Below are 12,365 nucleotides of genomic sequence, written 5' to 3' on the forward strand. Positions count from 1 at the left end.
GAAAATCAACATCATTAAAACCTTCGGGTAGCTGTGGTCGACGAGACATCTGTTCTAGATAATGCATGGTAATGATGCCTAAGCATAGTTGGCGGCAGCTTAAGGATTTAGAAAATGCGATTGGTATAACCACCATCTGCAGCCAGCAGCCCAGGAATCTTCTGGATAATCTTTCTTCCCCTCAGAGCTCGGAGTAAAATCCCCTTTCACATTTTCAGGATACCCTCTATGCCCAATACCCGTGCGTCTGTGGAATTGCTATTACAGCCTTTTACTGAACAAAATGAAGGAACCCTTGACTACCACGGTCTCCACGGTTTCCTGACTGCCCTGACAATCTGCCCTGTAGCACTCACAGAACAGGAGCGGAATGAGAGTATTTTTGATGGTGAAGTAAAGCTTCCAAAAGCCACCGCTAGCGAACTGAATGAGCTTATTGCCAAAATGCAAACAGCCATTGACCGGGGGTTTAACGACGAAGATGAAGGCTTTTCCCTCTCCTGCGAGTCTGACGAGCTGGAAGATCACGATGATGAAGCCCTTGCCAACTGGTGTACTGGCTTTATGGTGGCTCACTTCCTGAATGAAGACGCCTGGTTCGTAGCAAATGAGCAGGAAGTCTGTGAGCTCCTTCTGCCGATCATGCTGGCCTCTGGTCTGTTCGACGATGAGCAGGAGTTCAAAGATATTCGTAAGGACAGCAAACTCACAGAGGATATGTGCAGCCAGATTCCTGAAGTTTTGATGGAGCTTTATCTGATCTTCAACGCACCTGAAGAGAAAAAGCCCCACCAACCCGGAAAACGACGTTCATAGTCGATTCTGATGGGCAACCAGAGATGCTTCTGGTTGCCTATGATTCACTTCAATCTGGATTGTCGGTTTTACCCAGACTTCCACCCGCCGATCCCGAATCTGCCGGAGTCTACTGACCTCCAGCTCCCTGGCCACCTCAGGGACATACCCTTCTATCATAATGCTTTTTCTGGGAACACCAGCCCGAATCAGCTGCCGTTTAACCACATCAGCCCTCAGCCTGGCCAGCGTTTGGGAGAATGCAGAGTTATCATTGGTTTCACCAAAACCAATCAGCTTAATACTTGCTGAATGATTTTTGAGATAATCTGCCAGCCGTTGAATATCTTTCCTTGCTTTGTTATCCAACCGAGCCTTTCCCTGTTCGAAGCGAAAATTAACCGACAGGCGATCAAACGATTTGATCATCTGCAGATACTCATCCGGCATTGTGCTTTGATCAGACTTCCTGGGAACAATTTTTTGCGCAACATATCCCACTTCGCTGACCACAGATTGCCCAGAACTGCTGACAACAAAATCAAGAAAAGAACGTGCCATATTTGTTCCGAAACGTTCTGGAATATACATGTATAGTCGACGACTCAGGATATAGTCTTCTGTGGAAACATTCATGACGGTTGGAGCCAGACTTTTACCTGCCGTATCTTCGACCAAAAGAGCTTTGGCATCGCCAATCGTATTCAGGCTGACAAATCCAATCGCTCCAGGCTTATTCGTTACCTGTGCAGAAAGCATTTCATTGGACTCAAAGCGTTCTACACCAACAGCCAGATGATATTGCCTGGCAAGCACAAGGCTTTTGAAGGTATCCCATGTCCCTGATTGCTTATCTCTAGCAAGAAGGGTGACCTCAAGATCCGGGCCACCCAACTGCTGCCAGTTGGTAATTTCTCCCGCAAACAGCCGAGCGACCTGACTGACTCCGAGGGAGTTGATGGGGTTATCGGGGTGAACAATAATGGCAAGCCCATCGATACCAATGACATACTCTGACTGTTCACTGTGCAGATTGCCTCGCCCTCGAAGCAACGCTTTCTCATCGGGTTTGGCACGCCTTGAAGCCGCAGCAATATCCGCTTTATTCTGATGGAGACTTTCGAAGCCCGTGGAAGAACCGTGCGCAGCCACGTAGATACTGACTGCTTCACCCTTCTCTGGAAGAAAACCAGTCACCCTGTTCTCATTTGCATGATAACCAGGGAGCGTTGCGATACCTTCAGCCCCTAGGTTATCCAGAAATTGGGCAGCCAGTGCAGGAGCCAACTCTGCTCCTACGGTATTAGAACCGTGAATGGTAAACAGGTACTCTTCAGCAGCGCTTTTTGTACACCAGATGACCTGAGAAAGAATCAAAGCCGCAAGAACAGGCTTTAAAAACAGTTTTTTTATCATTATCACCCCCAACTGTTAGGGGAAAGGCTAAATTATTGTTGTGACAGAAAAGTTACAAAACGCGATTGAGCTGGAATTCATCTCCGCCAAACAGAGGAAGAAATCCGACTTTCATCATTTTATGATTTTAAAAGTAGATATGGTCTGGTCGAGTGTCGGATTTCAAAATTAAAACACCAGAACCCAAAAGACTTGTGGAAAATTTACAGCAGTAATCCAACCTATTTACAGGCTATCAAGAAAGAGTTTGAGGGGTATGGTCATTTGCCATATCAACTAACGGCAAAATCATTGATACTCTGTAAAAATACAGCTATAGAGGCATAGAAAAATTAACTCAGGACAAAATATCAACGACTTCTTCTAATTCAGATATTGCCTGTGCTATTTCAGTACGATAATCAAACGTCTGTCGCTTGACAGCATTACGCTTTAGCTGCGAGCGTGCCCCATCAATCGTAAAACGCTGATCGTATAAAAGACTGCGAATCTGTCGAACAAGATGTACATCTTCATGTCGGTAATAACGCCTGTTACCTCGACGAACGGGAGACAGCTGGGGAAATTCCTGCTCCCAATAGCGCAGCACATGAGACTTTACAAAACAGAGCTCACTGACTTCGCCAATGGTAAAGTAGCGTTTGCCAGGGATCGCTGGCAGATCACTCGTCCTGAGTTCCATGTCCTGCATAGGTTTCCACTCTCGCCTTGAGTTTCTGACCGGGTTTGAAGGTCACCACACGACGTGGGGTGATCGGGATTTCCTCTCCCGTTTTAGGGTTCCGGCCAGGTCTTTGACTTTTATCACGCAAATCAAAGTTACCAAAACCGGACAGTTTTACCGATTGATTTTTTTCGAGAGACTGGCGAATTTCCTCAAAAAACAGCTCGACCATCTCTTTGGCTTCGCGTTTGTTAAGACCAAGCTCTTCATTCAGTCGCTCGGCCATGTCGGCTTTCGTCAGGGCTCCCATGAACCAATCCCCTTTTTTGTTTTTCCCATGGTAATAGCTGTATCGGGTTTCCTGAAAGAAAGATAACAGGCTATTACCATGATCTTATTATTCACTCTAAGGCCATTGACTGGCGTTTACTGACGCAGGCTGGCGTTGAATTCCTGTTTCAATCGAGTAACAACACGATCAACCAGCTCGTTAACCTCGTCATCCTTTAGAGTGCGGGAAGGATGCTGTAAGGTCAAGCCCATCGCAAGACTCTTGCAGCCTTCTTCAATACCCTGGCCAGCATAAACATCAAAAGTATTGACCCGGCGCAGCAATTCACCGGTTTCAGTTTCAATGGCACGCTCAATATCACCAGCAGCAATGGAAGCACTAACAACTAGTGCCAGATCACGGCGAACTTCAGGATATTTCGACAGAGCAGCAAAACGGGTAACCTTACCTCCAGTCACCGCTTTCAGGCTGAGCTCAACCAAGTAAACTGCAGCAGGCATATCCATGGTCTTTGCCAGAGATGGATGCAGCGCCCCCATATGACCAATCACTTTGCCATCACGCACGATCTCGGCACATTGCCCGGGGTGCATCGCAACATGCTCACCCTTGCGGAAGACAAATTCATTACCAGCCTGACCCAGTTCAAAGACAGCTTCGAAATCGCCTTTCAGATCATAGAAGTCAACCGCCTCAGCCTTACCCTGCCAGCTCTCCGGATGGCGGCTGCCAGTAATCAGTGCGGCCAGCATAGCCTCCTGCTTAAGCTCATTACCTTCTTTCACGAAGGTCAGACCTGTTTCAAACAGACGAACACGGCTTTGCTGACGATTCAGGTTGTAGCCGGCAGTTTTAACCAGACCTGGCAGCAACGTTGTACGCATGACGGACAGGTCGCTGGCGATCGGGTTGGACAGAGCAACTGGCTCATGTTGGGGGTCAAACAGCTTGTGCAGCTCCGGAGCAATAAAGCTGAAGCATACCGCTTCCTGATAACCACGGGCCGTCAGTGCACGACGAATGTCTGACTCCTGAACCTGGGATTCGTCCACCTGCTTCATCTTTAGCAAAGCCATTGGTGTGCTCTCAGGCAGGTTGTTGTAGCCATAAATTCGGCCAAGCTCTTCCACCAGGTCTTCTTCGATGGAAATATCAAAGCGCCAGCTGGGAACAGACACCTTCCAGCAACCATCGCCATCAGCGACCAGGCCCAGCCCCAGACGAGACAGCAGGGCTTCAATATGGCTGTTTTCAATGGCCATACCCAGCAGTGAAGTCACTTTTTCAGAACGCAATATCACTTCTTGCAGAGCAGGCAGATGCGCTTCGCTCGCCACTTCCGAAACCGGGCCGGGTTCACCGCCACAAATGTCAACAATCAGGGCAGTGGCGCGCTCAACGGCCTTTTTCTGCAGCTGGAAATCCACACCTCGCTCAAAGCGGTGAGAAGAGTCCGTATGCAGTCCGTAGGAACGAGCCTTACCAGCAATGGTAATAGGATCGAAGAACGCGCTTTCCAGGAAGATGTTACGGGTCTTCTCGCTGACTCCGGAACCTTCTCCTCCCATAACACCCGCAATCGCCAGAGCCTTCTGCTCATCAGCAATCACCAGTGTGTTGTCGTTCAGCTTCACTTCCTGACCATCCAGCAGCGTTAGCTTTTCTTCAGCCTTAGCCATACGGACATGAATGCTGCCGGAGAGTCTATCCAGATCAAAGCCGTGCATAGGCTGACCCAGTTCCAGCATGACGTAGTTGGTCACATCTACTACAGGGTCAATGGAACGAATACCAGAACGACGCAGACGCTCAGTCAGCCACAGTGGCGCAGAACGGGAAACATCTACGTTGCGAATGACCCGTCCAACATAGCGAGGACAGCCCTGAGGAGCGTCGATGTTAACCGTGAAGGTATCATCAATGGCGGGCGCCACTTCAGCGACCTGTTCCTCAGTCACATCCGCCAGAAAGTTTGCGCTGACTTCACGAGCCAGACCGGCAATGCTCAGGCAGTCGCCACGGTTAGGCGTCAGATCCACATCAATAATTTTGTCGTCCAGAGACAGGTATTCGCGGATATCCTGACCAACGGTTGCATCCAGAGGCAGTTCCATCAAGCCATCGGAAGACTCGGCCATACCAAGCTCTTCTTCGGCACATAGCATGCCGAATGACTCAACACCGCGCAATTTTGCCTTTTTGATTTTGAAGTTGCCGGGTAATACGGCTCCAACAGTGGCAAAGGGAACCTTGATACCAACACGGGCATTCGGGGCACCACACACCACCTGGAAAGACTCACTGCCAGTACTGACCTGAGTCACACGCAGCTTGTCGGCGTCTGGATGCTGCTCACAGGCAACAATTTCACCAATGATGACACCGGTAAACTCACCGGCAACCGCTTCAACATCATCAACTTCCAGCCCAGCCATGGTGATTTTGTCCACCAGTTCCTGGGTGTCAACCTCAATATTGACCCACTGCCGCAACCACTTTTCACTGAATTTCATGTTATTTACTCAATCCTGCTTAAACCGTTCTTAAACGTTTGAAAATGACTTCTCTTCAGCTCTCAACGGAACTGATCCAGGAAGCGCAAATCGTTCTCAAAGAACTGGCGCAGGTCATTGACGCCATAACGCAGCATGGCAAAACGCTCAACCCCCATACCAAAGGCAAAACCGGTGTACTTCTCAGGATCGATACCGGAGTAGCGGAATACATCAGGGTGCACCATGCCACAGCCAAGTACTTCCAGCCATTTGATAGAGCCATCCTCATTACGGCCCCACTCAATATCCACCTCGGCAGAAGGCTCTGTGAACGGGAAGTAGGATGGGCGGAAACGAACCTGCAGGTCGTCCCGCTCAAAAAAGACTCTCAGGAAGTCAATCAGAACGCTCTTCAGATCCGCAAAGCTCACTTTCTCGGCAACGTACAGACCTTCCACCTGATGGAACATCGGGCTGTGAGTCTGGTCAGAATCGCAGCGATAAACCTTACCCGGGCAGACAATGGCAATGGGCGGATTTTCATTATTTTTGACGAAACGCTCCATGGTTCGGACCTGAACCGGTGAGGTATGGGTTCTCAGTACGGTGGTATCGTCGAAATAGAAGGTATCGTGCATGGCACGGGCCGGATGGTGTCCGGGAATATTCAGGGCTTCGAAGTTGTGGTAGTCATCTTCGATTTCAGGTCCCTGCTCCACGGTAAAACCGATACGTCCGAAATAGTCGGTAATCCGTTCCATGGTGCGGGTGATCGGGTGAATGGTGCCCAGCTCCTGGCCACGTCCGGTCAGGGACACATCAATGGCCTCACTGGCCAGTTTGGCATCCAGGGCCTGCTGATCCAGCAACGCTTTCTTGCGGTTGATCGCGTCCTGAACCTGCTGCTTACCCTTGTTAATCAGCCCACCCGCTTTTGGTCGCTCTTCAGGGGAGAGCTGGCCAAGGGCCTTGAGCAAAGAGGTCAGCTCGCCTTTCTTACCAAGGAACTGGACGCGGATCTCGTCCAGACCTGAGGCGTCAGCAACGGCTTCAACGGCACTGAGTGCGCTGGCCACCAGCTTATCAAGCGTGTTATCCAGATTCTCCATGGGGTTTCCAAAACAGATGAGCTACAGAAAAGAAACGCTCAATTCTAACGGCTGAACCTTGCCTTGGATAGGGCTGTATCCGCCAATAATTAATAAGATGGCAACTATTTGTTTTTTACACATCAAACCTGCCCCAGATCATTTGTCAAACACCGCCCTGTTTCTTTAGAATCTTGCCAACTTAAAAAGGACTGGCGCCAAATTATACCAATCGTGCTTTTTAACTATCGTAATGAGCATGGTGATATGGACGTCAGAACAAGGCGGAATGACGAGTGATAGCAGGACTACTTGTGCCCTCGGGTATTACGAGGAGTTCCAACGCAGGGCTGGCATCCATATCACCAGCGCAATAGCGTAGTTAGAAAGTTCGATTGGTATTAACCATGCAGATCAATGTAAATAATCAGCCGATGGTAGTGGAGCCCCCTCTCAGCATTGATGCACTGTTGAAGCAACTTAACCACCTTGAAAAAGGGGTAGCCCTTGCGGTCAACAGAAAAATCATCAGCCGATCCCAGTGGGGATCCTATCTGCTGAATGACGGGGATAACATTACGCTGATAAAAGCAACGGCAGGCGGCTAAACCTCTACTGTTGATTGGACCAGACATTAACCGAAGCTCTTTATAGAACGTAAGGCTGGCATGCTGAAAATTGCGGATAAAACCTTTTCTTCACGACTGTTTACCGGAACGGGAAAGTTCAGTAACAGCCAATTAATGACAGATGCCCTCATTGCCTCCGGCAGTGAGCTGGTCACCATGGCGCTCAAGCGGGTTGACCTGAATGAGCAGCAGGATAATATCCTCGGCCCTCTTTTGGACAAGCAGCTGAAGCAGAACCTGAATCTGCTGCCAAACACCTCAGGGGCTCGCAATGCCGATGAAGCCATTTACGCAGCCCAACTTGCCAGAGAAGCGCTCGGCACCCATTTTGTTAAAATCGAAATTCATCCAGACCCCAAGTATCTTCTGCCAGATCCGATTGAAACCCTGAAAGCCTGCGAAACATTAAGTGCGATGGGTTTTGCCGTCATGCCTTATATTCATGCAGACCCCGTTCTCTGCAAACGCCTTGAAGAAGTGGGTGTTGCTGCCGTCATGCCCCTTGGCTCACCCATTGGCAGTAACCTGGGCCTGAAAACCAAAGAGTTTATCCAGATTATTATTGAGCAAAGCTCGGTACCGGTGGTAGTTGATGCGGGTATTGGCAGCCCTTCTGACGCAGCACTTGCCATGGAGATGGGAGCTGATGCCGTTCTGGTCAATTCTGCCATCGCCGTTGCCCGTGATCCGGTTGAGATGGCTATTGCCTTTAAAGACGCAGTCATTGCCGGTCGCAGGGCTTACAAGGCTGGTCTTGGCGGACGCTCTCTGCAGGCTCAGGCCAGCAGCCCTTTAACGGCCTTTCTGGACGACTTTTAGGAATGACATTTCTTGACCGTTTTAATCAGATCCATTGGGATGAGCTGAAAATGTCCATCCACAGCAAAACTGCTGTGGATGTAGAAAGTGCCCTGCAGAGTACCAGACTGAACCATGAGCAGTTTCTGGCGCTGATATCCCCTGCTGCAGAGCCTTACCTGGAAGCCATGGCGCAGAAGAGCATGCAGCTGACCCGGAAACGGTTTGGTAATACTCTGCAGCTCTATATTCCACTCTACCTCTCCAATAAGTGCACCAATATCTGCACGTATTGCGGTTTCAGCCTGGGTAATAAAATCCGCAGAAAAACCCTGAAAATGGAAGAGCTGGACCGGGAAGTTGCTGCAATCAAAGCTATGGGCTTTGATCATATCCTACTACTTACTGGAGAAGCCCCAGGAACGGTGGGTGTCAGCTATATCAAATCAGTGATTAAAAGACTGCGCCCTCACTTTTCCCACATTACTATTGAGGTGCAACCTCTCAGTCAGGAAGATTATGAATCCCTGATGGAAGCAGGTCTGGATGCGGTTCTGGTTTACCAGGAAACCTATCACCGGTCAGCCTATGAGAAATACCATCTCCGGGGCAGCAAAATGGATTTCAATTACCGCCTCGAAACCGCTGATCGACTGGGGCGGGCGGGCATCGACAAGATTGGTGTTGGCGCCTTGATTGGCCTGGAAGACTGGCGAACCGACTCTGCCATGGTAGCAGCTCATCTGGACTATCTGGAGAAGACCTACTGGCGGACTCGCTACTCAATTTCCTTCCCTCGTCTGCGCCCCTGTGAAGGTGAGTTTCAGCCGGTTTCCGTTATCTCTGACCGGCAGCTGGTTCAACTGATCTGTGCTTACCGTCTGTTCAAGCCTGAAGCGGAGCTCTCCTTATCCACCCGCGAATCGGAAAAGTTCCGGGATAATGTTCTACCCCTTGGCATCACTACCATGAGTGCCTACTCAAGCACACACCCTGGTGGATATGCGGATGACAATATTACGGGCAATGAAGATCTGGAGCAGTTCGCTATCGACGACAACCGCCGTCCAGAGGCGGTAGCGGAGGCTATTCGGGCCAAAGGGCTTGAGCCGGTCTGGAAAGACTGGTCGCACTGCTTTAGTCATTAACGCTCCAGCCAGCTTCTGATACTCAGACACAGGTTATATAACAACAGCTGAGTATCAGAAGATACCAAAGGTCTCCAAAATGCAAAAAATCACATGACCAGTGCACCCACTGAGTTAGAGCCTGTTGAGTTTTGTATGAATCATAATAGCGAAAAGCGCAGCTATACTCACCAGAGCAATACACAGCACTCCACCTGACCAGCCATAATAACCACTCAACCATTGAGCCAGCATCGGGGAAGGACTGGAAAACAGGCTCAAGCCAACAGCCCAGGGTAAGGCAATACCTGTACAGCGAATCTGGGCAGGGAACAGGTCAAAAAGGAGTTTGAACATGGGAGCCTCAAATGTTGCCACCCCCAAAGCAAACAGAACCATTGTCAACATGCTGATATGAGTGACACCCCGTTGTGCCATATAAAAATTCAGGTAAGCTCCCAGTAACGTGACTAACAAGCCCAGTAACATAATAGGTTTGGCACCCACCCTAAAGGCCAGAACCGCCATTAAAGGCAACGCAATAAACTCAACCCCCATATCTACTGAGGCAATAACGTTTGCCTGGCTCTGAGAAAAAAAGCCATTACTGACAACGTAACTGCACCAGAACATATTCCCGGTATAAAGAGAAACCCCGGCAAACGCCCCCACCAGAACAACGGCCAGACAGCTGCCTTTATACTGTAAAGCCAATTCTTTGAGCACACGATAAGGGGTAAGTTCTCTGGCAGCGGTCGGTTGAAATGCCGGAGACTCTTGAATGCGACAACGAATCCACAGTGCCAGTAGACTCGTGATACAACTCAGCAGAAAGGGTATTCTCCAGGCCCAGTCCGGCATACCGGGCAGGCTGACCAGTGCCGTTATCAGTGCTCCCATGGCCACACCCAGGTTAGCTCCCCAGTTAGCCCAGGAGCCGGCAAGGTAAGGATTCCCCTTCCCCTGTTCAATCATAAAGACTGCAGCATTGGTAAACTCTCCGGCAATAGCTCCTCCTTGGAGTATTCTGCAGATCAACAGTAACAGTGGCGCCATCAAACCAATACTGTTCCAGGTTGGCAGAACCCCAATACCAGTGGTGGCGAGTGCCATGATCAGGACAGACAGCGTCAGTGCCAGCCGCCTGCCATAGCGATCACCGACATACCCAAAAATGAAACCACCTATTGGCCGGGTAAGGTACGCGATGGCAAACAGGCCAAAAACCGATATCAGTGCAGTGGAGGGATCCTGCTCAGGAAAAAACAACTCTGCCAGTCTTGGAGCCAGATAGAGGTAGGCAGAAAACTCCAGCCACTCGGCAACAGCGCCAGAGCAAATGATAATGATCGTACGGTGTTGCAGGAAAAAACGCATACCAGTAACCAGACGGTTAGCTCAAAAACAAGCAGAAAAGTCTAGCTGGTTATTTTTTCCTCACCAGAATACCACAACTGATCAATGGGACCGCTTCTCTTGACCGGATCCAGCTGCAAGTCGCCCATCAATAAATAACCAGGACTGGCACCCCAAAAAAACACATCTCATTGATTTTAATGAAATATTCAGAGTTTTCTGGAGAGGGTAAATGAAAAACATCAGATCCCGGTTTGCAGAAATCCTATCTATTAATACTGGAAAATATGACAAACTGTTAAGATGCTTCTAATATGCATCTTAGAAGATTCATAATAAATGCATGTTTATGTTAATGAGGTGTCCAATATGAAAAGCACTTTGAAACACACCGAACAAGGTGAGACGACAAATAGAATCCAACAGTTTTTTAATCTCGGAAACGTGCTCATCGCATTATCATCGGGTGCAATATTACTCGCTATTCTATTGGCCTACTTTCTTCATCATCAACTTCATCTAACCATCATCGAGCAGGTGATCGCTCACCTCGTTATTATTGTTGCACCCGGTGTAATAAAAGTGGGCTACGTAATGAGGCTCGCAGCAGAGCATGCATTCACTTTCAATAGCTAAAGGATGAATGCCTCAACCTTAGTAAACATACTTCGTCCAATAGAGGACACCTTCTCTTCTTCCATTGAAAAGCCAGATGCATCGCTTATTCTTTACGGCCAAAATAGTCACCAGTGTAATTACACTACAGGCATCAAAAAAGCAGTAAATACTGCTATGATCACCGTCCACTTGGTCAGTTATCCGGCTATGAGCAACGCAACAGACAATGATGACATCTCTGCTTTTCTGAAAGAGATGGAAGGGGTAAACCCATTAAAAAAGAAGGCAACGGCTGATATTCAGAAAGTTCAGCAGATTACGCCTGGTCAGGAGATTCGCAAGGCCGCTGCAGAAGACACCTTTACCGATCCTAATTTTCTCTCCCTGCTCAACCCGAAGATGGTCAAGCCTCATGACTTTCTGGTCTGGAAACGGGATGGTGTGCAGGAAGGCGTCTTCAAAAAACTTCGCCTGGGTAAATATGACCTTGAGGCACGACTCGATCTCCACCACAAGACCGCCCGGGAGGCACGGGATCACGTTTTCCAGTTTATCAATGATTGCCGTGAACACGAGCTGCGAACAGTATTAATCGCTCACGGGCGTGGTGAGAAAAGCAACCCTCCCGCCATGCTGAAAAGTTATCTCTATACCTGGCTGCCCCAGATGGAGGCGGTGCTGGCTTTTCACAGTGCATTAAAAGTCCATGGAGGTTCTGGAGCACTTTATGTGATGATCAGAAAAAGCGAGCGAGAGAAACTGGAAAACCGTGAGCGACACGCAAAGCGAAGGAGCTGACACTCTCTAACGTCCAGTTCCTCAAATATGTAAAAGCATGCTTTCACTCGATTACCATTAACAGGCAGATTACCGAGCCTGTAAATAATTCTGTGTAAACGCCACCAAAACTATTACTCCTTGAACCGGTCAGGAAACATAATTTCAAACCGGTTCATGGCTGCTTTCCAGTTCCTGATCGGCATGGTCCATTTCTCGGAAGCTTTTTCCATGGCCAGATAGATTACCTTCATGACTGACTCATCAGTCCGAAAAATCTTCCGGTTCTTGATCGCCTTACGAATGACGC

At 49.0% G+C, this 12,365-nt stretch carries 12 protein-coding genes and 1 pseudogene; 6 read left to right on the forward strand and 7 right to left on the reverse strand.

The features are described from left to right. Nucleotides 1–228 precede the first annotated feature (228 nt). On the forward strand, nucleotides 229–816 hold the full coding sequence (locus tag AK963_RS19390; RefSeq protein WP_066017085.1) for a YecA/YgfB family protein: 588 nt from the start codon (nucleotides 229–231) through the stop codon (nucleotides 814–816). On the opposite strand, the gene AK963_RS19395 is transcribed toward AK963_RS19390, so the two are convergent. The 5 genes from AK963_RS19395 to pheS form a co-directional block, all read right to left on the reverse strand. Continuing rightward, nucleotides 811–2,211: a substrate-binding domain-containing protein gene (locus AK963_RS19395; protein WP_066017086.1), complete on the reverse strand. Its 1,401-nt coding sequence runs from the start codon at nucleotides 2,209–2,211 to the stop codon at nucleotides 811–813. The genes AK963_RS19390 and AK963_RS19395 overlap by 6 nt on opposite strands. 337 nt (nucleotides 2,212–2,548) lie before the next feature. Further along, nucleotides 2,549–2,893 (reverse strand): MerR family transcriptional regulator, encoded by a 345-nt coding sequence (locus tag AK963_RS19400; RefSeq protein WP_139117529.1) that lies wholly within the window; start codon nucleotides 2,891–2,893, stop codon nucleotides 2,549–2,551. After that, a complete protein-coding gene (gene ihfA / locus AK963_RS19405) occupies nucleotides 2,874–3,185 on the reverse strand; it encodes an integration host factor subunit alpha (RefSeq protein WP_066017088.1) in 312 nt (103 codons plus the stop codon). The genes AK963_RS19400 and ihfA overlap by 20 nt, the downstream gene beginning before the upstream one ends. 116 nt (nucleotides 3,186–3,301) lie before the next feature. Continuing rightward, complete coding sequence (gene pheT / locus AK963_RS19410) at nucleotides 3,302–5,680, reverse strand: phenylalanine--tRNA ligase subunit beta (protein ID WP_066017089.1); 2,379 nt, start codon at nucleotides 5,678–5,680, stop codon at nucleotides 3,302–3,304. Nucleotides 5,681–5,742: 62 nt separating this feature from the next. After that, on the reverse strand, nucleotides 5,743–6,771 hold the full coding sequence (pheS, locus tag AK963_RS19415) for a phenylalanine--tRNA ligase subunit alpha (RefSeq protein ID WP_066017090.1): 1,029 nt from the start codon (nucleotides 6,769–6,771) through the stop codon (nucleotides 5,743–5,745). A gap of 386 nt (nucleotides 6,772–7,157) precedes the next feature. On the opposite strand from pheS, the gene thiS reads away from it, so the two are divergent. From thiS to thiH, 3 genes are read left to right on the forward strand one after another with little or no spacing between them, the layout of a single operon-like run. Further along, nucleotides 7,158–7,358 (forward strand): sulfur carrier protein ThiS, encoded by a 201-nt coding sequence (thiS, locus tag AK963_RS19420; RefSeq protein WP_066017091.1) that lies wholly within the window; start codon nucleotides 7,158–7,160, stop codon nucleotides 7,356–7,358. Nucleotides 7,359–7,418: 60 nt separating this feature from the next. Beyond that, nucleotides 7,419–8,198: a thiazole synthase gene (locus tag AK963_RS19425; RefSeq protein ID WP_066017092.1), complete on the forward strand. Its 780-nt coding sequence runs from the start codon at nucleotides 7,419–7,421 to the stop codon at nucleotides 8,196–8,198. A 2-nt stretch (nucleotides 8,199–8,200) separates the two neighbouring features. Beyond that, nucleotides 8,201–9,325: a 2-iminoacetate synthase ThiH gene (gene thiH, locus AK963_RS19430; RefSeq protein ID WP_066017093.1), complete on the forward strand. Its 1,125-nt coding sequence runs from the start codon at nucleotides 8,201–8,203 to the stop codon at nucleotides 9,323–9,325. A gap of 114 nt (nucleotides 9,326–9,439) precedes the next feature. On the opposite strand, the gene AK963_RS19435 is transcribed toward thiH, so the two are convergent. Beyond that, the gene (locus AK963_RS19435) at nucleotides 9,440–10,681 is read right to left on the reverse strand and encodes an MFS transporter (RefSeq protein ID WP_066017094.1); all 1,242 of its coding nucleotides are present in this window, start codon (nucleotides 10,679–10,681) and stop codon (nucleotides 9,440–9,442) included. Between the two features lie 348 nt (nucleotides 10,682–11,029). On the opposite strand from AK963_RS19435, the gene AK963_RS19440 reads away from it, so the two are divergent. Continuing rightward, nucleotides 11,030–11,296 carry a hypothetical protein gene (locus AK963_RS19440; RefSeq protein ID WP_139117530.1) on the forward strand — a complete coding sequence of 89 codons (267 nt, stop codon included), beginning with the start codon at nucleotides 11,030–11,032 and terminating at the stop codon, nucleotides 11,294–11,296. 189 nt (nucleotides 11,297–11,485) lie between these two features. Beyond that, the gene (gene smrA, locus AK963_RS19445; protein WP_066017096.1) at nucleotides 11,486–12,076 is read left to right on the forward strand and encodes a DNA endonuclease SmrA; all 591 of its coding nucleotides are present in this window, start codon (nucleotides 11,486–11,488) and stop codon (nucleotides 12,074–12,076) included. A gap of 113 nt (nucleotides 12,077–12,189) precedes the next feature. Here the strand turns inward: smrA and AK963_RS35630 are convergent. Further along, a pseudogene (locus AK963_RS35630) lies at nucleotides 12,190–12,365 on the reverse strand (IS256 family transposase); the annotation flags it as partial.

It is taken from the genome of Endozoicomonas atrinae (assembly GCF_001647025.1).
GTDB classification, from domain to species: domain Bacteria; phylum Pseudomonadota; class Gammaproteobacteria; order Pseudomonadales; family Endozoicomonadaceae; genus Endozoicomonas; species Endozoicomonas atrinae.